Source organism: Chitinophaga sp. MM2321 (assembly GCF_964033635.1).
Taxonomy (GTDB): Bacteria; Bacteroidota; Bacteroidia; order Chitinophagales; family Chitinophagaceae; genus Chitinophaga.
Genome location: NZ_OZ035533.1, coordinates 2,799,847 through 2,823,227 on the forward strand (window position 1 = coordinate 2,799,847; position 23,381 = coordinate 2,823,227).

The window sequence follows — 23,381 nt, forward strand, 5'->3', positions numbered from 1 at the left end:
TAGCAATAGATTACCTCGATGTATCTTTCAATGCCCTTATGAGCATTTTGAACCGTCGTTTTCCCACACCTGCCGACAGCAACTCCTTTTCCAATATTGTGGCGCTGTCATTTTCATTCTTATACCTGGCCATCACCCATTTAAATTCGGGTGAAGCCGATCCTTCCATAATATTCCAGTTGCTTAATGAGTCCTGTTTCTCTTTCCAGTTTGTTACCAGATCCCTCAGTTCTGTTTCCTTTCCCTGCTTTTTGAGTACCAGCGCAGAGATATAATTATTGGCCGGATTCGTTGGATGGTTCCAGCTTTCAGGGGAAAGGGAGTAGTTCGTTATCTGTTTATAATAATCATTTTCGTTATGCTGGTTGTTCAGCTTCCTTTCACAATAAGCTGCGATAAAATCCTGCACACGGTTGTCCGGATCATAAGGCTTACCAGTGCCCAGGCGTTCGGGCCACTCCCTTGATTTATTTAAATACGTTAAAGCCTGCCGGTATTTCCCTTGTTCTATCATTTTCAAAGCCAGGGAGATATTTGCCAGCTCATAAATTTCGTGTCCTTCCTGTGCGCCTTCCTGCGGGAGGATCAGCACATTTGCTAATACCTTGAGGCAATCTTCCGGTCGCTCCATGTCCAGCAACGCTTTCGCATAATCCATGGCAATTACCGGATTGGTTTTAAACTTACGCCATGCTTTTTCCGATACAGTCAGATGTTGTTCAGAGAGCGATGCGCGTTGCAGGTAATCACCATAGTAATGCCAGGTCCGCCACTCTTCCGGTGCAAGCGAAACGGCATGCTCCAGGTCTTTTTTTATAGCGGCGCTTTTGGTACTGTCGCGCTGAAACAAGGCGCTGCGGACGAGATACAACGGCGCGAAATCCGGTGTATCCCCGCACTTTTCAAATAATACTGCAGCCTGATCACGACGCAGATTATTCCAGTAAACCAATCCGAGGTAATAGTCCGTTTTCCAGGAAGGCAGCGTGTTTGCTGCCCAGGTGAGTACCGGAATACTTTCCAGCCTGAAAGGGAAAACAAATGCCGGCGATATCGCCACTGCTTTCCTGAGATAACCCTGGCTTTCATCCGGGCAGCAATCCTTTTTAAGATAAGCCAGCCAGTAATAAACCGTAGGGTAAGCAGGTGATAGTTCCAACACCCTGATGGCTTCATCCGTCATGCCTTCATTCGCATAAGTAATAGCCAGTTCGAGATAAGTTTCAAACGGCAGCTCGTTGGTGATAACAGATCTGATAGCGGTTAATTTTTCAGGCACCGGGTGTAAAAAGTATTGTTCGAAACGGGCATACTTATTCAGCGGATCTATTTCCAACAGCACGTTGGCTATACTATCCGCCCGTTCCGGAGACGACAATTTCCTGTAAGCGGTGATTAGATATTGGTAAGCCAACAGGTTGTTCCTGTTATAGTCCAGCGCCCGGCCAGCATTATCCGCTGCTATATCAAAGTGGTGTTTTTGCATGTTGATGCCTGCCAGCGCCGTATAGGCTGCCGAGCGGTATTCCATGGTCCATGCGGCCATACTGAAAGCCTCTTCCGCTTCCGTCAGTTTCCCGGTCCGTTGAACCAGGTTGCCGTAAATGAAATTGGCGGCACCATCGTAGGTATTATATTCCAGCACCTTCCGGGCATAACTTATTCCCTGTTCATATTGGCCGCTCCGGTAATAATATTCCGCTACGCGGGATAAGGCTTCATTATGCGCAGGTTCTATTGCCAGGCATTCCTTGTAGTAAGTAAAAGCCTGATCATAGTTACGCATCGCATTTTCATCTTCCGCCATCCGGAAGTAACGTTGTGCAGAATGGTTGTTGTAGTCATTATCCGTTGTAATAACGGGTCTGTTCACCTCATTTTCCTTTTTATCTGAAGCATACAATAACTTATTCCCGCCTACGCTTACCCGGATCGTTTGTGCACTCCCTGCGGGCAATGGAATCGTTTTCTCAAATATTTGCAGCGGTTGCAATTGCAGGTATGTCGTATAAATAATGGTTGCGCCATTCCTGACTACAAGGCTATCCTGCATATTTTCATTCGGACATACCGCCACCTTTAAACTATCGCCTTGCGGCGTTACATTGAGTGTACCGTGAGCGGTGGCATCTACCATTCCGCCAATCTTTCCAACGGGAAACCAATACTCTTTTTTTGTTTCGGCATAGAGGGGCCGAAGGGAAAGCTGTACGAACGGGCTGTGAGCCCCGCTTCGTTCACCCGCCTGGTTTAGTTTTACGCCCGATTGCGCCTCAATATATTGCCCATCGGCATCTGTTAAAAGATCTTCCCAGATGGCGCCCTCTCTTGCCAGTGACCAGATCCACAGCTTCTTGCCGGGTGCATCGCTATAGGGCGCCCAGTGCCCGAAGCCCGCTTCTTTATTATGCCAGTACCCACCAAACCAGTTGCGGTAATCACCTACTACGTGGTAGGATTTACTGTCACCAAAATTATTCTCTTTGTACAAAGATAAATTGCGTCCTGAATTATCTATCGGCCAGGGCGATGCGAGCCCGTCATGCCCGATATGAAAATTTCCGGGGAAATAGAATTGTAAATCATTGGTTCCTTTGAAAGCCGCGTTTTCCCATGACAAATGCGCATGATGTAAGGGACCAGGATTATACCACATGCCCCGTGTTTCAAAGTAAGCTTTGTCTTTTGCCAGGCGGATATCCATCCGCCATTCCGTACGTGAAGCCAGGTCCAGCCCTCCTACTATGCAGCTCACACTTCCATCTTCATTATTTTTGATCAGATAATCTACGGGAGAAGCTGCCCAGGGCGCATGTCCGAGATCAAGTCCAAAATTGTGTTCAATACCACCACTGGTCCAGGGACCACGGATACCGATGGCCCTGAATTTCATGACATGATTAAGATACACAAACTCGTTGCCTGTGGCTTTTTCAATGGCGCCCATTACTTTCCCACCCACCTCCGGCAAAACGGTCACTTCTATAAAATCGTTTTCCAGTTTCACTACTTTCCATTTCTTTTTAACCCCTTTATCGGTATACCCATCAAATAAAAAATAGGGATAGAAAGGTGCCACCTTTTTATTGATACCCAATACAGGAATAGGATTAGGATCTGAATAAGGATAGGTGGTCATCACCTCCATTTCTTCCTTTGCTGTAACATGCTGGGCCCTTGCGGTAGTAAGCACTAACAGGAACGGAAGCACGAAAATGATTTTATGGACAGAAGTTGTAAGCATGATAAATAATTACGGATTACAGAGATGATGAACGCGGAGATTTGCCGGGAAGATGGTGAAAGGAAGATCACCTGAAAAACAGGTATGGATTAATTGTTCTGCATAACCAGCAGTTTCTCCTTTACAAGAAGCGTAACACTTTCAGTGGCTTGCGGGAAAACTTTTCTCAGGTCTATTTCCTGCGTATCACGAAGAATAGTCTGTAATGTTTTCATAAAAATATTCTTGATTTCAGTAGCCAGGTTTACTTTGCAGATACCCAGTGAAATAGCCTTCCGCAACTGTACTTCGGGAACACCGGAACTACCGTGCAGCACCAGCACCGCATCAATATGCGCATGGATATCTGCCAGCAGATCAAACTGTAATGCCGGTTCTTCTTTATAAAATCCGTGAGAAGTACCGATAGCTACCGCCAACGCATCTACGCCGGTTTCCTCTACGAACGTTTTGGCTTCCGCTACCTGTGTAAAACCAGTATGTGTTACCGACTGACCTAACTTTGCGACATAGCCCAGTTCCGCTTCCACATTGGCATGATAAGACGCCGCGCGTTTTACCACTTCTTTGGTTATCCTGATATTTTCTTCAAATGGCAATTCACTCCCATCAATCATCACAGAATCAAATCCTGCATCCAGGCAAGCCTGTACAATTTCTACGGAGCCGCCATGATCCAGGTGCAGCCAGCCTTCCACGCCATATTCTTCCAGGCCGGATCTTACTGCATTCACAGCCGTGCCCAGTCCCATGTAATCTATTGAGCTGCTGGTTAGTTGCAGGATCAAAGGTTGTCCAAGTTCTCTTGCTGCTTTGAGTTCACCGTGGAGTGTTTCCAGGTTATAAAAATTGGTAGCCAGTATGCCTGTATTACGCGAAGTAAGCCACTGCATTTTTTCTTTCAACTTCATATTTTTCAAATTTTTACATTCAACATCCTGTTTGCTTTTTCCCGGTAAGATGGAAAATCAGCAAACGCACCTGTTCCGCCGGCAGCGGTAGTGCTGATAGCACCTGCCAGGTTACCGGCCAAAAGATTATCGTATAGTGGTTTACCTTGCAGATGACTGTTGATAAATCCTGCGTTGAAGCTATCGCCAGCCCCGATGGCATCTACAAAGTGATCATGCAGATAAGGCGCGGCATGCAGGCTTTCTCCTTTATGATAGGCCGTTGCGCCGGAAATACCTCTTTTCACAATAATGGTATTGGCAAAAGCATCCAATACCTGGAAAGCACCATCTAATTGCTCTGTATGGGTTAATGCCAGAATCTCCGCTTCATTCGGCATAAAAAAATCGACGTAAGGCAAACATTCCTGGTAAGGAAAATGCCATTCATTCGCAGGGTCCCATTGTATATCAAGAGAAGTAGATAATCCTTTATCCCGGGCTGTTTTGAACAGCCGCACTATATCTTTTTGCAATCCTTTTTGCAGAAAATAAGACGACAGATGCAGATGCGAAAAGTCAGGAAACCTGTCGAAAGGAATGTTATCCACCACCAGGTGTTCCATAGCCCCGCAATGCGTAACATTTGCACGATCCTGTAAGTAGTTTAATACCACTGTTACACCCGTCTGGTATTTTTCTGAAGAGCTGATCAAACTGGTATCCACCTGCTTCCTGTGCAGTTCAGACAAGATAAAATCACCAAAGAGATCTTTCCCAACCATACCGCAAAAGGAGGTGACTGTTCCCAATGAGGAAAGATTGGCGGCAAAAATGGCGGAAGAACTCCCCAGTGCCAACGTCATCTTATCTGCCAGGATCTCCTGCCCGATGACAGGAAATGAGCTGATCTCATTGAACAGTATATCGACATTCAGTTCTCCGGTTACCAGTACCTTTTTATTGTTCATATAATGCAGAAAATGCGTGTATTGAAATATAAACTGTTATTCATTTTACAGGCCGCCCTCATGAAGGCACCAGGCCGGTATAGATCGTCACACCCTGTACCACGCGGCTGATAGACCCTGACACAGAAGGCGTATCAGGACGCAAGCCCAGGGATAGGGAGCGGTAAAACCCAAGCAGCTGCCCGATGAGCACTGTACCAATAAATGCAAGGTCATTGGGCGCATCCGCTGGTGTTGAAAATGTTATTTCCAGCACTGATTTCTTCAGATCGCTCAACTGTCTGTTGTAACTGAGTGTAGGAATTTTCCGGGTATCTGCTTCTATCGACAGGCACAGATCCCTTTCATACTGGAATACATATTCATCTTTTGAAAACAGGTACACGATCAGTGAATCTTCATTGATCACCGCCCTGGGCCCATGTCTGAACCCCAGGAATGAATCGTGTTTACAAATAACTTTCCCATCTGTGAGTTCCTGTAATTTCAGGTGGCATTCCCTTGCAATACCCAACATTTCTCCTGAGCCTAAAAAGATAACTCTCCGGTAAGGTTTTTCCGCCACGGCTTTTATTTGCGGAAGATATTTTTCCAGCAATTCGTTGCCCTCTGTTATCAATACGTCCAGCGCGGGTTTAAGCGATGCTATGATATCACTCTTTATAACCAGGATGGCCGCTAATAACATACCAGTAAAACTGCTTGTCATGGCCAGTCCCTTATCATTCGCACTTTCAGGCAGGATAAGGTGATAGGTATTGGGGAAGCGACTTTGCACCAGTGCACCTGCCTTATTACAAGTGATGATAAAATGAAAAACGGTATTGCAATATGTATTGGCCTGTTCAACTACCGCCAGGCTCTCAGGACTATTTCCTGACCGGGCAAAAGAAAACAGCAACGTTGGTATCTCTTTTATAAAATGCAGGTGAGGATGCGTGATAATATCTGTGGTGGCAATGGCATGTGTCATTCTTTTTGTATTCGCCTGAACAATGCCGGCGATGGCTTCTCCTATAAAAGCGGAGGAGCCTGCACCCGTTAAAATGATCCTTGCATCCGCATTTGAAAGTATGGGTGACAAAAAATCGCGGATAGCATCTTTTTGCGAAAGAATGAGATCATAGATCTCCTGCCATAACGCTGGTTGTCCTTCTATTTCCATAGCCGTATTCAAGCCGCCTTTTTCCTTAATTTCTCCTTGTTCAAAATGCAGATATGACATATACTAACTAGTTCTGGTTTACATTATTTAATATATTAGCCGGCTCTTTCTCCACTGTACGTTTCTTCTCCATTTCCGATTCCGCTCTTCCCATCAACAACGCCGACAGCAGGGCCAATACAATTCCGATGATGATATAGAGTTGTGGCATTGTCCAATAAATAAACAGGGAGATCACTATCGTCAGCACGGGCGACAAAGCCGTTGTCATCGGTGCCACTATAATAGCTTTACCATAACGGAAAGCATAGACGAGACATAAAGCACCAAATGCATTCAGCACTTGTACGCCTGCTGCCAGCCAGGGGCCGCTCAGACCATAATTCACCGGTTTTGAAAAGTCAGTCATCCATATAGCTACCGGAATGAGTGCTACGGAACTGAGCATCATGTAGAAAAAAATGCTCTCCGCCTTCATTTGTTCATTGGCAAAGCGCATAACGAAACCCTGCGCCCCCCAGGCTATCATGGGAATAATAACGAGTATCAGCCAGGAGTAACCCGAAACAGCGGTATTACCCGAAGGCATATACGACAAAAGAAAGATGGCCAGTATTGCGATGCCTATACCTATCCAGCCGGTAGTACCTGTAGACTCTTTCAGGAATAATACCGCTAGTAAAATGGTAACGATAGGTGTTAAGGATAGAATGGGAAAAACAATATATGCGGGTGCTATCCTTAAAGCAAAAAATAATACCAGTTGCCCTACTGCTCCTAATAACCCCGCCAGACAACCGTATATAATAGCATTCCGGTCATAGTCCAGTTTCCACTTGTTAATATAAAGGGCCACAAGAGCTGCGGGTATCATGGTAAGCGCCCACACCACGTAACCAAGTGTAGCAGGGAAACCATTCTTCTCAGGCAGCTCGATGAGCGCACCCCATACCCCCATAAAAACTACGTGAATAATAACAAAGCTGATCCAGGTTCTTCCTTTTTGCATAGCTGCTATTCCTTTTTTATCTCTTTAAATATTTATCAAACCATTCCACCATGCGGGAGAGCAGGTCATACCTGTTGTGCGGTCTCATATCCGGCCGCCAGCCATGCCCTTCTCCTGTATACTGTACAAACATGCTGTCAACACCTTTCTTTTTCAAGGCTATATACATTTCCTCTGCCTGCGACAAAGGCACTTCATTGTCTGTTTCCCCATGTAATAACAGCGTTGGCGTAACCACCTCCTTCACATCCTTTAATGGAGAACAATTCCATAACAAAGAGAAATGATCATAGGCAGATCCGTCAAACTCTGATTCCATTAATGAATGATATAAAGAAGTACCGGAGAAGCTGACCAGGTTACTGATACTGCCATCTGCAACAGCCGCTTTGAAACGGGTTGTTTTTGTGATGATCCGGTTGGTCATATAACCACCATAACTTTGCCCGGTAACGCCCAGGCGTGTTGCATCGATCCAGCTGTTGCTGCTGATAGCCGCATCTACGCCGGCCATCAGATCTTTATAATCACCCCCTCCCCAATCCGACAACGTGCCGTTGGAAAAATCCTGTCCGTAGCCACTGCTGCCCCTGGGATTGATGAATAATACGCCGTATCCGTTGGCGGATAATAATTGCATCCGGTCCTCAAATTCGTATCCGAACATATTGTGGGGACCACCATGGATCACCAGTATCAGCGGATACTGCTGCGAAGGATCAAACAGCGTGGGCTTCATTAACCAGCCTTGTATTTTTTTACCGTCAAAGCTCTCAAACCAGCTGGTGCTGGCGATTTGCAACAGGCATTTATCTGAAAACGGATCACTGTTAGTGGTTAGTTGTTTGTTTGTTCCGGCCACCTCATCATAAAGAAATATTTCCGTGAGATGGGTGGTATCTGTGGCTATGTAAGTAAGCAGGTTACCGCTGAGACTATACTCCAATATATGACAGTCTTGCCCCGTCACGGTTGTTACCACTTCAGTAATGGCATCCACTTTATAAATGGCAGTAGAGCCCCTATCTCCTGCCGTAAAATAAACCTCCTGGTGATGCGGATGCCAGCTGATTTGCTCCACCCTGCGATCCAGCGACCAGGTGAGGTTTCTGCTGGCAGTACTGCCCACTGCCATGATGTACAGGTGCGTATCTTCCGCAGGGCTATCGTTGGTACTCAGTTTACTTTTTGTTGCCAGGAACGCAAGGTGTGTACCATCCGGTGACCAGGCAGGCTGGCAAACGGTTCCAAAATTTTCGGTATGCCTTGTAATATTTCCTGTTGCCAGTGTTACACTCCATAAATCGTGTAACTGGTTATCATCCGGATCTTCCGACCGGTTGCTGATGAACCCTATATGTAAACTATCGGGCGACCAGCAAATGGAATGTTCATTATATGGGCCAGCTGTTACCTGTTGTGCTAGGCCGTCTTTTGCAGCCACCACCCAGATATGTGTAAGCGTATTATCTGTAACGGCGGGTCTTTCCCTGCCGCCTTTTGTTTTATACAATAGCCTGTCAATTACTTTTACAGGGGTTGCTGTGCTGTTGGTAACCGTAGCGGGTGCGCTCACATACGCGATCTGTGCACCATCCGGCGACCAGGTAAAGTTTTTGAGGCTCAGGTGCCCCATGAAATAATGAGACGTATATACAGCCGCCAACGGCCTTTTTTTACCCGTATTCAGGGAGAAGATCCATATATAGCTGTTGCCATTGTGTGCCGCTTCATAGGCAATTTCATTGGCTACAGGCGACCATTGAGGAGACGCCCCCTCCCATACCTCTTTCGTTTCACCAGATGCCCTTTCAACAACGTGTATGTAATCCCGGTAATCATTATCCTCCATCACCACTTTCGTTGTTACGTACACGATATACTTTCCATCTGCAGATAATGCAGCACTGCTTAGTGTTGCTATATCCTGCAGATCTTCCAGTTTTAGTGGGCGTCCGTTTACGGTTCCTTTCATATTAACAGTTTCAATCTTCAATTTCTATTTGGCCCATCTGATACCAACCTTCCGGTGTTTTACCTGCTATCGCCAGTTGTATGGCAGGTTTTGTCATGTCATGGGCTACTATACCAATTTCCAGTTTGTACTTGCCGGCGGTCAGTTCAGCCGGAACCGGAATGATTGTATTCACTTCCGTATTACCGGGCAACCATTTTTTTACATCTGCATCCGTAGGGATGAAATAACTACTGGTGCTATCTATGGCAGATATCAGGCGGATAACGAGCGGATGCCCGTTGTATAACGGTGCCACACCAACGTTTTCCCATAACATGTGCAGTTTGGCACCTGTTTCCTTTTTAACGACAGATGGATAAGAAAATTCTCTTAATACAAAACGGTAGCCTAATTTCTTTTCAAATGCTTTTACCTTATCATACCATTCAGCAGGAATATCCTGGCCCCCATTATTGACGGAGGTGGCATGCCATTCCAGTGCCTTTGACAAAATATAATCAATATCCCAACCACGTTTATGCCATTCATCCATGGTCCAGCAGGTTTCCAGCGCGATGGGGCCATTCTTCCAACTATCATGCGCGTTAGCACCCTCTATTGCCTGCGGGTATACCCCTTTCATATGGTTCCATCCAAGGGAATCCATATCTCCCCAGCAATCCGCACGCCACCCTGCGCCTCTTGATGTAGCATAAGCAAACCCAAAAGGCTGCTTAAAACTGATCAATGCAGCTAAGGGCGTCTTTTTGAAACTCTGGAAATAGGCATCAATTATTTTTTTGGCATTTTCATCGTTTGGGAAAACAATCTTGCTGGGATCGGGCGCCTCCGGATCGATATGCCATTCGCCCCATTGTCCGATGCTGCCGATATCAACAAAACAAACATCCGGATTACCATCATAATGTGCACCCAGGGCCTTGATCAGGTTAATATGCTTTTCTATAAAAACGGGATTATCGTAGTAGGGCGATTTCACCCCTGCTGCTATCACCCATTTAGGAAGAACCATATCCTCGTTCTGACACATCACCCTGAAATTGAGTTGTTGTCCGCTTCTTACAGCTTTTGCAATAGCACTGTCGATCACCGAAAAATCGATCTCTCCTTCACGCGGCTCCAGTTGCTCCCAGTAATACCGTTGCTGACTTACACCACAAAGCGGGTGTTGCCGGGTTCCCATATTCTCATTAAACAAGCTACCCGTTGAAGTAAAGCCCCTGCCGGGATTCAACAAAAAGCTGTCTATCTCTACCGGTCTTACTACCACTGTTTCCGTGCGGGAAGTACAAGCTGCAAATAAACCCAACAAACAAATGACCAGATATTTTCTTCCTACTGACAGCATAAACAAACAATTTATTAATGGCTTTTACGAGCCGACTGACTGATTAGTTCTCCTAACCTGATACGGGCATTATCCCACTTTTCAGGATCATAGCTCCATACATCCAGGTTACCTATAGCGTTATTTCCAAAAGGTAGATCAATGATACTGTTGACAACCGCATTTACACGGTTATCATTCTTATCCAGGCCCGCCAGTAACCGCATATATTCATATTCCTGCACACCATTCCGCATGGTTTTTAACCTTACAGACGGACAAGGACCGCTAACATTGGGAACAATACCGCCGCTGTACATCAACAACGCATTCCCATTTAGTATTTTTGGTACATACGCTTTTGCGTTGCCACCGTCATTGCCGCTTTTCCATGTTTCAGGATCATACCAACCTGCTTTCCAGCCGGCACCCATGCCCCAGCTGATCCAGGAACGCGCTTTATATTTCCACACGCTCCAGCTGATAGCCCTGTCATTTACCAGGGGCAGGTCCGTAAAGGTGGAGCTGCCCACCCAACTATTTATCTTGCTTTCATAGATCATAGGACCGTACAACCATTGGTTAATACCCATCTTGTTGTACTTGTCCATATTCTCCTGGTTGAAGTCAATGGTATGCACCGCCCATGCACTGATGGCATGTTCTATTACCTGCATGGCGCTATCGTTGTAAGAACCGTCTACCCTGAATTTCGCTTCGGGGTATTCCTTTTTAAACAAGGCACCGTAATAAGCCATCCTATCCCACGCTTCAGGGAAATAAGATTCATCCAATCCGTTCAGGTAAACAGTTACATCGGTTGTTTTAAGATTGATCAACGGCTGCAAGTGTTCCCTTACTTTACGTACGACCGTAGTATATTCAGCCCTGTTAGCACTATTCCTTTCCACATCTGGCTTACCTATATCCGGCCAGCCGCGTGTATCGTGCTTTCCATATACATCAAAAGGTAAAAGGAATGTTTCTACCGGCGTTCCGTAACCTGGGCCATATTCATAACCGTATGCTTTCGTAAATGCTTTACCGGTCAGGTATTTGCTCATGCGACTATCAAATGCGGTCCAGTCGACCGTAAAACCGGTGCCGTTCTTTTTCATAACAGGCTTGTAAGTAGGGTCCATGATACAAACACGGTTCCGCTTCATTAACTGGTAAATTTCCAGTTCATCCTGCTCACTCATATGGCTTACAAAGCCTTCATGTTGCAGACTTGCCTTAAAACGGTTTTCAGCTGGTATGGCAAAATCCCATACGTTCAACTCAACAGGAACAGACTTTGTTATATTATTGATGGTCACTGTTATGGCCGTTGTATATTTCCCGTCTATCACCTTTTCCTTTTCAAATGGAATATACTGGTCTACCCATATGATCATGGATTGCTGGTCATCGATCCTGTTATTGAAATCCGGCAGCTGCAAAGGATAGAGCCATCCGTTTTTCACGGGAACCGTACCTTGCTGGATGTATTTAAAAGGTATCAAAGCATCGGGGTACCATCCCTTGCCCAGGGTTGCTCTTGGATAACCGGTACTTGTTGTACTTACCTTTACCGCCCATTCCAGGAATAATTCAGGAGGTGCTTCCAGTTGCTTACCCTTATTTTTAAAAGGCAACATGGCAACACTAATTCCCTTTAAAGGTGTGGCGGTATGATTGGTTACCACCAGTTGAAAAGAAACATACTCTCCCCTGGCACTCTTCAGGGAAGCGGTTTTCCCATCGTATATCCAGTTGCGTTGCAACAGTTCAGTGGCAGACTGGCCTTTATTATATTCCTTGTCGAAAATGTGGTTCGTGGAAGGATCAATCCGCACGGATGAAGGTAAAATACCAACGCTCCATTGCGGAATACTGTCATTGGCCATTACCATATTTATGGTAAAAAAGAACGACAATAAGCATACAAAATATTTTACCATAGCAAGCAATCTATCTTACGGTTCGTTTATAATCGGGTTATCAGTTATCCACCGGGAAAACCAGTAACTGGCTCAATGCTTCATCTTCTCCCATCACTACATATTTTCCATCTTCGGAAGTAGTGATGGTGCCCAGCTGAAAGCCGCGCCACTCAATGCCCTGTTCTATTCCCGGCGCTTTTAAAATAAACTGTGGATTGCCCATGTCTGTATAGCCCACTCCTGCCGGATCATAGGAAAATAAATGCGCGTATCCCGGCGCTGCGCCGGCAATGCCATATAATTTTCCATCAGCGGCAAAGGACAATCCTCTCAGGCGGTTCATCATGATGGGCTTACCAAGGTTCTTTACTTTGCCGGTAGCAGGGTCCAGGGAAAACAGCTGTCCGTCTCCGGCATTACCGCCATACAACATTCCATCTGCCGATTTTGTCCAGGATTCCACCCGGCCAAGTACGTGTCTGCCCCATACTTCAGGCAGGTCGGATAAAACGCGGAAACTTTCGTCTGCCGGATTAAAACAAAAAACTTTATTAATTGGTTGGCTTCCGTACACCATTCCTTTAGCATCCACTATAAGGGAGCTGCATAAAAAATCTTCCGGCTTTTTATGAAATTCATTCGTCAGCGTTTCCAACGCTTCTTTTGTTGGTACAGTATTGTTGTAGGTTTTGGTCTTTCCTGCTTTCAGGTCATAACTAAAGAAAATACCGGATGGATAGGTGATGCCATACAACATACCGGTATGATCATTGCCGCATAAGGCAAATACCCCTTCTCCGGTTACAGGTACGCCAAGATCAGTTACGTTGATGTTTCCTTCCGCACTGACGTTTACCTGTATAAGATGTCCGCTGCCATTGGTACCATCGCTGTTTTGTTGTGCCATCGTACCGGCATACAACTGGTTCGACCCTGTTTTGAAAAAGCCCGACCGGATGCTGCGTTGTCCTTTTATCACCGTTGAAATATCTTTCATTTGCACCATCTCCCGTTTACTGAGTGAGGCCACAAAAATGTAAGGGTCCAGTTTTTCGCCGGCAGCGGTTCCGCCGATGATATGATCACCTGTAACGGTCAGCGATGCGACGGCATTTCTATAAACCGGCATTCTTTTCAACGTGGTATTTGACAATGATATTTCAATACCAAATCCTGCTGTGGGTTTATAAAAAGTGTATTGAGAAAAAACATCGGATGTTGTAAAAAGCAATGCTGTTACCGCCATCGTCTTTATGAGAACCTGCTTCATTTGCTGACTTTTTTGGTGGGGTTAAACTTTATCAGAAAGGGAGATGAACGGTCATGACCGGGTATATCCTTTCTGCCTGCGAAGTACAGGTTTCCGTTCTTATCCCTGGTATCCGAGCCGGTTGCTTCACTGAGCACATCTACCGGATATTCATACAGGATGGTATGCTTTTTTGTTGCAGGATCAAATTCTATCAACACCGTTTTATCCTTCACCACATAATTACCGTGCCCACCAACAATATAATAGAGCTTTCCATTGTCTCCAATATTCAGATTCGGTACGTAAGGACCCCATGGATCTATATCACTGTTGATATCAGCAACACCGCCCAGGTCTACCACTTTCCCTATTCCTTCTTTCTCCGGATAAAAGGCAACGATCTTTGCACCGTAAGTGATCAGGTAGATCACCTTGTTCTTCGGGTCTTTGGCGTAGGCGGTAATACCTGTAATTATTTTACCACCTGGCGTACCTTCAAATGCAGGAAGGGATGCTGCTGCAAATAATAAACTGTCTTTATCTTTCTGATATTTTACTAACCGCTGGCGCCAGTCTACATAATAACAATTCCCCCACCAGTCGATAAATAATACCCTGGGGACATGGGCGCTGCCCAGCCGGCCAAGGTCTTTTACCTCATTCGCAGCGGGATTGTATACCAGGAAATGTACCTGCGGATAAGAGATACCGTATATCTTTCCTGATTGCGGATCAATATCAATATCCTTGATGCTTTCGTATGGCAAACCGATACCAAGATTGACAAGCGTTTTCGTTTGCGGATGCCATTTCATGAAGTAACCGCCGTTATATCCGGCGGGGTGGTTCATCAGGTATTCTTCGCGGGATTCGCCGCCGTCAGTAGAAAAGTACATGTAACCGTCGGCGCCTTCAGTAATTTTGGAGTGGATCTTACCCTGCCACTGAAAAGGACGCAGGTGTGCAAGATCCGCTATCAGACCATTGTTGGTCATTTTACCGGTAGCCACATCGTAATCAAACAAAGCAACTTTATCAATATGGTTGGTCACCCCTGCTACCACTTTATTGTACTTACTGCTATATCCAATGTCATCCCAGGTAGAGTGACCTTCCGGGAAACCAGTGTAATCAATAAACGTAATATTAGCATCGGTTATCTTCCCCTGAGCCAGCGCAGCTACTGTTATTAAACAGCAGCTGGCCAGACAGACAGGAAAAAGTTTAAGAAAATTGATTCCCATATAGTTTTTTTTCTGATAAAGATGTTCACCGTCACACGCTACTATTCAGCGATGCATTGTCTTATTAATAACCGTCATTTTGTTTAATAACGGCCGCACCACTGGTAGACACAACGATGGCCGGGATGGGATACAGTAATTGAAATTTCTGAATTGGTTTTGAAATACCTACTGATGATGAACCTGCGCCCTGTGATACTTTGGCGTTCATCACTTCCATACCGCGGTCTGTTCTGAGCAAATCAAACCAACGGTGTCCTTCAAAAGGAGACTCCAGTCTTTCTTCGTTGTAAACAGCTGCTTTGAATGTGGTATAATTGAGGCCGCTCAAATCTCCTAATCCAGCTCTTTCCCTTACCAGGTTGATGCATCTGTAGGCTTCATTACCGGGTGCTTTGTCTGCTTCATTCAGAGCTTCTGCATACATCAGCAGAATATCTGCGTAGCGCAATACATACCAGTCAGCACCGGAATCCTGGTAGCCACCGCCTGTTTCGCGGTCCACATAACCCCTGATATATTTTGCCGCTACAAAGGCACCGTCCTTTGTATAACCATCGGCAATATTATTTCTGCGTACATCGCCGGTCGTATAGGCGTTGGCGATATCTTCGGTTGGCTGATTAAAACCGTAGGCACCACCGGAAGGAATCGTAATTCCTTCAGAACCTGTTGGTGCAAAGTGGTTGGGGAAATTTGAACCCAGACCTGACGTTCCGGTTTTAAACTGCACCTGCCAGATCGCTTCTTTATTACCTTGCTGACCAGCTTTAAACAGATCTGCATATACCGGCAACAAGCTAAATGTCTTTGCATCTACTACTTTCTTAAATTCAGCTACAGCTGCCGGGTAGTTTTTCTGTGTGAGGTACACAATGCCCAGCAGGCTCTGAGCTGCGCCCAGGGTTGCCTTACCGATAGTGGCATCATCATATGAAGGTGGCAGTGCGGCCGCGGCCTCTGTCAGGTCCTTTATAATTTGTGTGTACACGTCAGCAACCGGCGTGCGACCAATTTTATAGCTGCCATCAATATCAGTGATGGGTGATGTAACCAGCGGCACATCGCCGAACAGGCGAACGAGATTGAAGTAAGCCAATGCCCTCAGTACTTTTGACTCGCTGGCATATTGTTGCTTGAACTGGTCGTCAATAGCGGAAGCATCAATACGGCTGATGATATTGTTAACCCTGCTGATCAGTATATAACTGTTTTGCCAGAATGCGGTCAGATGCTCATTGTCCGGCACTTCCAGGAATTCGTCGATATTCCTTTTCGCGTCGTTTCCGTCGCCACCTGCAGTTAGTTCCGTTGTATTATCAGCTCTAAGGTCTACAAGCAGACAGTAATAGCTGTTCCCATGATATACCTGCGAAAAAGCCGAATATGCTCCTACAACCGCCTGGCGAAAATCCGCTTCCGTTTTATAGAAATTATCTTCGCTTACTTGCGAAACCGGGTTGGATTCAAGAAATTTCTTGCAGGAAGAAAAGCATGAGCCAATCAAGACGATAACCATTATTGCCATCAGGTTCCTGTAACTCATAATTTTTATTTTAAAGATGATCGATGATTGTTTATTGTATCTCATTTAGAAACCGACATTAAGGCCAAAAGCAATGGTACGGGCAACCGGATAGGTGCCGTAATCTATTCCGGGTGTGAGTGCAGAAGATATCCAGGGATCGCCTTCTGTTGTATTTACTTCCGGATTGTAACCACTATACCTGGTAAAAGTCCATAGGTTTTGAACGTTCAGGAACACCCTGGCACTTTTAACGAAAGTACCGGACAACACTTTATTAAACCGGTAGCCGAATGTGACGTTCTTGATCCTTAAGAAAGAAGCATCTTCTATCAGCCAGGAAGAAATTGTACGGTTATTGGCAGAGAGACCCGGTTGAAAGGTTTTTCCATCACCGGGTTGCTCAGGTGATTTCCAGTAGTCCTTAAATTCAGCCCCAACCTGGTAGTAGTTGCTACGTTTCATCAGGTTAATCACATCTGCACCTTGCACGCCTTGCAATAAAATGCCAAGATCAAAATTCCGGTAAGTAAGACTGTTGTTGATACCGTAGGTAACTTTAGGAATGTTGTTACCGATGATGGTTTTATCCTGGTCATTAATCACACCATCGTTGTTGAGATCACGGAACTTTGCATCGCCTGCATAAGTACCCGGAAGATGCGCTGATTTATCAATTTCACTTTGTGTTTGAAAAATGCCATCAAAAATATAACCGTAATAACTACCCAGTGTGCTTCCTACCTGGGTAATATGGGTCAGGGAGTTTTCCTGTGCCCGGTTAGCCACAATGATCGGCGTACTGTTCGGCCCCAGGGATTCTACGTTATTGCTGTTAAAAGATACGTTGATATTGGTGGTCCAGGTAAATTGCTGCTTGGCAATATTCCTTGTTTCCAGACCTATCTCCAGACCTTTGTTACGGAGTGCGCCCAGGTTCCTCAGATAGGTTTCAAAACCCGTCATCAGTGGCACCGGTACATTGAGCAGCAGGTTAGAGGTCAGTTTATTGTAGTAATCCACGGTCAGGTTGATCCTGTTTTCAAACAGTCCCAGATCGAGTCCCAGATCAAACTCCTTCGCTTGTTCCCAGCCCAGGTCCGGATTACCGAGGTTGCTCACGGCCAGGCCGTTTGCCACATTACCATCGCCTACGCCGAGGATATAGTTATAGGAATTGATCAAACCGATGGCGGCATAATCAGGAATCTGGTTGTTACCAATAAGGCCATAACTGGCTCTGATCTTCAATTCGCTCACAGCTTTCAGGGGCCTCATAAATTCTTCCTGACCAATGCGCCAGCCTAATGAAGCGGAAGGAAATGCACCCCATTTGTTGTTGGCACCGAACCTGGAGGAACCGTCCCTTCTGAAGGTAGCTGTTACCAGGTATTTCTGATCATAGTTATAGTTAACCCTTCCTAACAGTGACAGCAGCGTCCATTGCGATTTTAAAGAACTACCGCCCGTTACGATACCCGCATTCAAAGTAGGTACCAGATCGTTCGGAAAGGAATTGGCATTCACTGCGGTTGAATTGAAAGTGGATTTCTGTTCTGTCACGCCCGCCAGTACATTCAGGTTGTGCTTACCGAAAGTATTGTTGTAGGTTAACGTATTCTCGTTGATCCAGCTGACATTGGTAGCAGAATAGGAACGTCCTGCTGACGGGTTTACCGTAATGTAAGAAGGAGAAAACCTGTTGTTGTTGAAAATATTTACATCTGTGTTGATACTGGTTTTAAATGTCAGGTTTTTAGCAACATCAACTTCGGCAAAAATACTTCCCACGGTACTAAACTGGTTCATGGTATTCTGTATCCCTTTTCCAAATGCCAGTGGGTTGTTGTAGTTGATGGCCTGTGTAGTACCGTCATCAAAATGCAGCGTATAGGCGGTAGCGTAGCTGCCATCTGCATTATGTGTCGGATACAGGGAAGGTGTTGATAACACCGTTGTAGCAATCGCGCCATAATCAGCGATACCGCCTGCGATAGCAATATTATTACTGGTATAGGAAGGCGCCAGGCGCAGGCCAACACGTACCCTGTTGGATACTTTGGCATCTATATTACTTCTGAAAGCATATTTCTTATAACCGGAGTTAATAATAATACCATCCTGGTTCTGGTAGTTACCTGAAATATAATATTTAAGATTTTCTGTACCGCCGGAAGAAGACAGCTGGTAGTTTTGCGTAAGTGCTTTTCTGAAAAGCAGGTCGGACCAGTTGGTGGTAGGCAGTGATCCGGGATTCTTAAATTCTTCTGCGATCTTATAGGCCGGACTGTTCCTGACACTATTAGGATCATTGGCATTACCGCCTGCGTGTACCCAGTCCATATTCCGCGCATCAATCTGCCGCTGGGAATATTCTTCGTTTGTCATGACAGGTACTTTCTTGGCGATGTCCTGCCAGCCAACACTTGCGCTGAAATTTATCTGCGATTTACCGGCAACACCTTGTTTGGTGGTAATCAGTACTACGCCGTTAGAGCCTCTGGAGCCGTAGATGGCAGTAGCAGCAGCATCTTTCAGGATGTCTATTGATTGTATATCGCCGGGGTTTATGGCTGCCAGCGGGTTTACCGGCGACTGGTCACCGATATCACCTCCCTGTGCAGCTGCTGTATTCACGGAATTATCCAGTGGTACACCGTCTACAACATACAAGGGGGAATTACCGGCAGTGATGGAACCGGTACCTCTTATTTTTAAAGAGATACCACCGCCGGGTGCCGCAGATGTTTGTTGCACCTGCACACCGGCCACCTGACCGGTCAGTGCTTCACTGAAAGACAGTACAGCCCTGTCCTGCAATTGTTTTGCACCAACAGAAACGACCGAGCCGGTAATATCTTTTTTCGTTTGTGTGCCGTAACCCACTACCACTACCGTGTTCAGCGCGGAGCTGCCTTTTTCCAGTGCGGTATTAATGGTGTGGTTGTTATTCACCTTTACTTCAACCGTACCATATCCTACATAAGAGAACAGGAGGCTGCCGCTGGCAGGTGCGTGGATGGTAAAAGCGCCGGCGTTATCTGTAGCAGTACCGGTTTTAGTACCTTTTACCTGTACAGACACGCCAGGTAAAGGAGCATTGGTGCCTGTTTCCGTCACCTGTCCTTTTACTGTTATAAGGTCGGTGCTTTGGGCAGTTTGCGCGTTAGCCCGGAAATGAAGCGGAATAAGAAACAGGAACAGGCAGCAAAAAAGAACGCCTTTCGCATTTCTACAGCGTATGCTGGACGATCCCGGACTGTATAGAGATGATGTTTTTCTCATTTGGTTGAACGTTTTTATTACTGACAATATAAATGACATCACAAGGAAGTGAATTCAAATATAAACAAAATCGCAATAAACAAAAGTATTTTCGAAAAGTTTCGTAAAATATTTATTAAAATTCGAAAGGTTTCAAAAGAAATAAATAAAAGTAAAATATGTATTATAATGGCAATAACAAGTATATAGCAAGCAACCCGGCTATACAAAGTAGTATCTTTCAAAATAAAAAAGGAGAATTGAAATAGAACAGGAAATGAAAGCACGAATTTAATGTTACCGAGTAATTATTTTCATATCTTTGCTTTCTATCGACTTTTCAATGCAAATCAACAATTACAACAAAGAAACGAAAGCAGAAATAGCATTGAACTATAAAGCCCTAAGAAACTTCATATGGATTTGAAAAAAGTAACTTCCACCGTTGAACGCCGTATGTTGATCCTCGAAAAATTAGATGCTGAAGGACAACTCGATGTAACTTCTTTAAGTAAAGATCTAAGCGTAAGCGAGGTAACCATTCGCAATGACCTGAACTGGCTGGAGAATAAAAACATGCTGATCAGGGCCCGCGGTGGCGCCATAAAAGCAGAACGCGTAGGCGCTGAATTTTCCCTGTCTGAAAAAAATAAACTTCATTACCAGGAAAAACTGCGGATCGGTAAAGCAGCGGCATCCCTCGTAGAAAACGGCGATACCATTATACTCGACTCCGGTACAACGACCCTTGAAATCAATAACAACCTTTCCAATATTGAATCATTAACAGTAATCACCAACGCACTCAATATTGCTAACCGGTTAGTAGAACATGAACATGTGAATGTGATCGTTCCCGGCGGACTATTAAGAAAAAATTCGTTGTCGCTTGTTGGTGCTACTGCGGAAGAAAGCTTTAAAAACTATTTCTGCGATAAACTATTCCTTGCAGTGGACGGCTTCAGCACCTTACACGGCCTGTCTACCCCCAATGTAGAAGAAGCACATCTAAACAGGGTGATGATCTCTATTGCCAAACAGGTAATTGTAGTAACTGATTCCAGTAAGTTTTACAAAAGAAGCTTCGCTTTTATTGCGCCGATAACAGATATAGATATTGTCGTAACAGATCCAGGTATTCCGGAAGAAGATAAAAAACGGCTGGAAACAGCGGGGATTAAGGTGATCATTGTTTAGGTCATGGCTCCTGCCCTGTTGATTAAATAAGAAAATGGAGAAGGGTTGTTTCAATTAGCATTGAAACAACCCTTCTCCATTTTATCTCCAACATTTACAGATTTCCTTTCTTCAATTCACTGACTGCATAATCAGCCGCTCTTGCCGTGAGCGCCATATACGTAAGAGAAGGATTTTGGGTAGATGTAGAGGTCATGCAGGCGCCATCTGTTACAAATACGTTGCGGCATGTATGCAACTGGTTCCATTCATTGAGCAAGGAAGTAGCCGGATCTTTTCCCATCCTTACACCGCCCATCTCATGAATATCAAGCCCCGGCGCCATTTCAGACTTCTCTGTCTTTATATTTTTAAAGCCTGCTGCTGTAAACATTTCTGAGAGCTGCTCGAAATAATCATTCCGCATCTTTTCATCATTATCATCATAGTCTACAGCCACTTTCAGTAATGGAATTCCCCAGGCATCTTTCTGTGTTGCATCCAGCGTTACCTTGTTGCTTTCTTTCGGGATGGTTTCGCCCATCATATGAGAACCGACGCGCCAGGGGCCCAGCGTGGATTTCAGCAGATTCCCTTTCAGGTTTCCGCCTACACCACTCGTATCCTGGGAGGAACTTCTGTAGCCTCCCAAACCGGCAGCATAGCCACGAAGAAAGCCTGTTTCCTGTTTGAAAACATTCCTAAAACGTGGTATGTATCCGGAAGAAGGTGATCGTCCATCCGTTGTAAATTCTTTCAGCCCATCGTACTCAGCGTTGATACGCGCACTATAATTGTGAAAAGCCAGGTACTTCCCCATCAGACCATTGTCGTTGCCCAATCCTGTTGGGAAACGGGAAGAGGTGGAATTCAACAATAGCAGGTTTGTATTCATCGTGCTAGCATTCACAAAAATAACCTTTGCATAAAAGTCAATTTCTTCCTTTGTTTGTGAATCAATTACTTTAACGCCTTTCGCTTTACCTAATTGTTCGTCATATATCACTGAATGCACCACGGAAAATGGCCGTAAGGTCATATTCCCTGTTCGTTGCGCCCAGGGCAGTGTGGAAGAATTACTACTGAAGTAGCCACCAAATGGGCATCCCCGCTGACAAAGGGTGCGGTTCTGACATTTGGCGCGCCCCTGCTCAAAATGAATCGGCTCGGGTTTCGACAAATGCGCACAGCGTGAACTGATCACATGCCGGTCAGTATATTTTTTCTTTAATGACTTACTAAAATAATCTTCCACCGCGTTCAACGGGTAAGCAGGCAGAAACTCCCCATCAGGCAAAGACGCAAGCCCGTCTTTATTCCCGGAGATACCGGCAAATTTTTCTACATGACTATACCAGGGAGCCAGGTCTTTATAGCGAATAGGCCAGTCAACCGCAAAACCATCGCGGGCAGGCCCTTCAAAATCATACTCGCTCCAACGCTGGGTTTGGCGGGCCCACATTAGTGATTTTCCTCCAACCTGGTAACCTCTTATCCAGTCGAACGGTTTCTCCTGGATATAAGGATGTTCTGCATCCTTCACAAAGAAATGGAGCGCATCTTCCCGGAAAGCATAACACCTGCTCACAATAGGATTTGCTTCTTTTATTTCTGTCGTCAGTTCACCCCGGTGTTCAAATTCATAGGGGAATTTATTGGTCGTGGGGTAATCAATATTATGTTTCACATCACGTCCCCGTTCTAATACAAGCGTCTTCAGTCCTTTCTCCGAAAACTCTTTCGCGGCCCAGCCTCCGCTGATACCTGAACCGATCACGATTACATCGTAAGTCCGTTCCTTTTCACTTTTAATATTCAAGTTGGCCATATGCGTTTTTTATGATGCTTTTACAGGAAAATAACCGTCATAACGGCCAGGTACTAATTCATAAACATCCAGGTGGGTCATTACATATTTGGAATTCAAATAGCCCTGGATGGTGCGGTCCTTCATTATCCGGTAAAAAACACCCATTTCTGCAGCTGCCTGCTGATCCTTTTCTATACCTACCAGCAAGGCTTCCCGGTTTTCACGGGTACTGTTTGTAAAAGAAGTTCCGTATTGTTTTTCAGCGGCTGCCGACAACTGTTCCAGTCCCTTCATAAAAGCCTGCTGATCTTTGGTTTCATGGCAGTCATCTACCATCTTCAATACAAAAAGATGGAGGCCCAATTCCCTGGCGCCGGGTGTATTCGTAGCCGGAAGAATTGTTTCTGCAATTGCCTCCAGTAAAGTTTCCTGCTCCCTGCTGACAACAAGGTGCTTCAAACCGCCGGAAGATTTGCCCTTCCCGCCAAAACAGGAAGGCAAAATTGCAATGCCTCCCGAAATAATTAACAGGTTTCTGATAGCTGTACGCCTTTGCATATTCAATTCATTTTCTTGTATAAAACCGGCGAAACAGGTACGG

The 23,381-nt window shown here is 45.3% G+C and carries 15 protein-coding genes; 1 reads left to right on the forward strand and 14 read right to left on the reverse strand.

The window, feature by feature from the left end; all coding sequences use genetic code 11:
- Positions 1-10: 10 nt before the first annotated feature.
- From ABQ275_RS10945 to ABQ275_RS11000, 12 genes are all read right to left on the reverse strand, one after another.
- On the reverse strand, positions 11-3,244 hold the full coding sequence (locus ABQ275_RS10945; protein ID WP_349318341.1) for a DUF5107 domain-containing protein: 3,234 nt from the start codon (positions 3,242-3,244) through the stop codon (positions 11-13).
- Positions 3,245-3,333: 89 nt separating this feature from the next.
- Positions 3,334-4,155: a class II fructose-bisphosphate aldolase gene (locus tag ABQ275_RS10950; protein WP_349318342.1), complete on the reverse strand. Its 822-nt coding sequence runs from the start codon at positions 4,153-4,155 to the stop codon at positions 3,334-3,336.
- 5 nt (positions 4,156-4,160) lie between these two features.
- The gene (locus tag ABQ275_RS10955; protein ID WP_349318343.1) at positions 4,161-5,105 is read right to left on the reverse strand and encodes a carbohydrate kinase family protein; all 945 of its coding nucleotides are present in this window, start codon (positions 5,103-5,105) and stop codon (positions 4,161-4,163) included.
- A 58-nt stretch (positions 5,106-5,163) separates the two neighbouring features.
- Positions 5,164-6,330 (reverse strand): SIS domain-containing protein, encoded by a 1,167-nt coding sequence (locus tag ABQ275_RS10960; RefSeq protein WP_349318344.1) that lies wholly within the window; start codon positions 6,328-6,330, stop codon positions 5,164-5,166.
- Positions 6,331-6,337: 7 nt separating this feature from the next.
- Positions 6,338-7,279: a DMT family transporter gene (locus tag ABQ275_RS10965; RefSeq protein ID WP_349318345.1), complete on the reverse strand. Its 942-nt coding sequence runs from the start codon at positions 7,277-7,279 to the stop codon at positions 6,338-6,340.
- Between the two features lie 16 nt (positions 7,280-7,295).
- A complete protein-coding gene (locus ABQ275_RS10970; protein ID WP_349318346.1) occupies positions 7,296-9,254 on the reverse strand; it encodes a S9 family peptidase in 1,959 nt (652 codons plus the stop codon).
- A gap of 10 nt (positions 9,255-9,264) precedes the next feature.
- Positions 9,265-10,605 carry a DUF4832 domain-containing protein gene (locus tag ABQ275_RS10975; protein ID WP_349318347.1) on the reverse strand — a complete coding sequence of 447 codons (1,341 nt, stop codon included), beginning with the start codon at positions 10,603-10,605 and terminating at the stop codon, positions 9,265-9,267.
- Positions 10,606-10,619: 14 nt separating this feature from the next.
- Positions 10,620-12,527, reverse strand: coding sequence for a glycoside hydrolase domain-containing protein (locus tag ABQ275_RS10980; protein ID WP_349318348.1), 1,908 nt, complete (start codon positions 12,525-12,527; stop codon positions 10,620-10,622).
- A 40-nt stretch (positions 12,528-12,567) separates the two neighbouring features.
- Positions 12,568-13,779 carry a hypothetical protein gene (locus ABQ275_RS10985; protein ID WP_349318349.1) on the reverse strand — a complete coding sequence of 404 codons (1,212 nt, stop codon included), beginning with the start codon at positions 13,777-13,779 and terminating at the stop codon, positions 12,568-12,570.
- Positions 13,776-15,005, reverse strand: a complete 1,230-nt coding sequence (locus ABQ275_RS10990; protein ID WP_349318350.1) for a hypothetical protein — start codon at positions 15,003-15,005, stop codon at positions 13,776-13,778. The genes ABQ275_RS10985 and ABQ275_RS10990 overlap by 4 nt, the downstream gene beginning before the upstream one ends.
- 64 nt (positions 15,006-15,069) lie before the next feature.
- On the reverse strand, positions 15,070-16,551 hold the full coding sequence (locus ABQ275_RS10995; RefSeq protein ID WP_349318351.1) for a RagB/SusD family nutrient uptake outer membrane protein: 1,482 nt from the start codon (positions 16,549-16,551) through the stop codon (positions 15,070-15,072).
- 45 nt (positions 16,552-16,596) lie between these two features.
- A complete protein-coding gene (locus tag ABQ275_RS11000; RefSeq protein WP_349318352.1) occupies positions 16,597-19,815 on the reverse strand; it encodes a TonB-dependent receptor in 3,219 nt (1,072 codons plus the stop codon).
- Positions 19,816-20,211: 396 nt separating this feature from the next.
- Between ABQ275_RS11000 and agaR the strand changes: the two genes are divergently transcribed.
- A complete protein-coding gene (agaR, locus tag ABQ275_RS11005) occupies positions 20,212-20,991 on the forward strand; it encodes a transcriptional repressor AgaR (protein WP_349318353.1) in 780 nt (259 codons plus the stop codon).
- 94 nt (positions 20,992-21,085) lie between these two features.
- Here the strand turns inward: agaR and ABQ275_RS11010 are convergent, their stop codons facing one another.
- The gene (locus tag ABQ275_RS11010) at positions 21,086-22,798 is read right to left on the reverse strand and encodes a GMC family oxidoreductase (RefSeq protein ID WP_349318354.1); all 1,713 of its coding nucleotides are present in this window, start codon (positions 22,796-22,798) and stop codon (positions 21,086-21,088) included.
- Positions 22,799-22,807: 9 nt separating this feature from the next.
- Positions 22,808-23,338, reverse strand: coding sequence for a gluconate 2-dehydrogenase subunit 3 family protein (locus tag ABQ275_RS11015; protein ID WP_349318355.1), 531 nt, complete (start codon positions 23,336-23,338; stop codon positions 22,808-22,810).
- Positions 23,339-23,381 lie beyond the last annotated feature (43 nt).

Excerpts from the sequence above, each read along its gene's own strand:
- ABQ275_RS10945 (WP_349318341.1), bottom strand. The coding sequence starts at position 3,244 with ATGCTTACAACTTCTGTCCATAAAATCATTTTCGTGCTTCCGTTCCTG.
- ABQ275_RS10950 (WP_349318342.1), bottom strand. The coding sequence starts at position 4,155 with ATGAAGTTGAAAGAAAAAATGCAGTGGCTTACTTCGCGTAATACAGGC.
- ABQ275_RS10955 (WP_349318343.1), bottom strand. The coding sequence starts at position 5,105 with ATGAACAATAAAAAGGTACTGGTAACCGGAGAACTGAATGTCGATATA.
- ABQ275_RS10960 (WP_349318344.1), bottom strand. The coding sequence starts at position 6,330 with ATGTCATATCTGCATTTTGAACAAGGAGAAATTAAGGAAAAAGGCGGC.
- ABQ275_RS10965 (WP_349318345.1), bottom strand. The coding sequence starts at position 7,279 with ATGCAAAAAGGAAGAACCTGGATCAGCTTTGTTATTATTCACGTAGTT.
- ABQ275_RS10970 (WP_349318346.1), bottom strand. The coding sequence starts at position 9,254 with ATGAAAGGAACCGTAAACGGACGCCCACTAAAACTGGAAGATCTGCAG.
- ABQ275_RS10975 (WP_349318347.1), bottom strand. The coding sequence starts at position 10,605 with ATGCTGTCAGTAGGAAGAAAATATCTGGTCATTTGTTTGTTGGGTTTA.
- ABQ275_RS10980 (WP_349318348.1), bottom strand. The coding sequence starts at position 12,527 with ATGGTAAAATATTTTGTATGCTTATTGTCGTTCTTTTTTACCATAAAT.
- ABQ275_RS10985 (WP_349318349.1), bottom strand. The coding sequence starts at position 13,779 with ATGAAGCAGGTTCTCATAAAGACGATGGCGGTAACAGCATTGCTTTTT.
- ABQ275_RS10990 (WP_349318350.1), bottom strand. The coding sequence starts at position 15,005 with ATGGGAATCAATTTTCTTAAACTTTTTCCTGTCTGTCTGGCCAGCTGC.
- ABQ275_RS10995 (WP_349318351.1), bottom strand. The coding sequence starts at position 16,551 with ATGAGTTACAGGAACCTGATGGCAATAATGGTTATCGTCTTGATTGGC.
- ABQ275_RS11000 (WP_349318352.1), bottom strand. The coding sequence starts at position 19,815 with ATGAGAAAAACATCATCTCTATACAGTCCGGGATCGTCCAGCATACGC.
- agaR (WP_349318353.1), top strand. The coding sequence starts at position 20,212 with ATGGATTTGAAAAAAGTAACTTCCACCGTTGAACGCCGTATGTTGATC.
- ABQ275_RS11010 (WP_349318354.1), bottom strand. The coding sequence starts at position 22,798 with ATGGCCAACTTGAATATTAAAAGTGAAAAGGAACGGACTTACGATGTA.
- ABQ275_RS11015 (WP_349318355.1), bottom strand. The coding sequence starts at position 23,338 with ATGCAAAGGCGTACAGCTATCAGAAACCTGTTAATTATTTCGGGAGGC.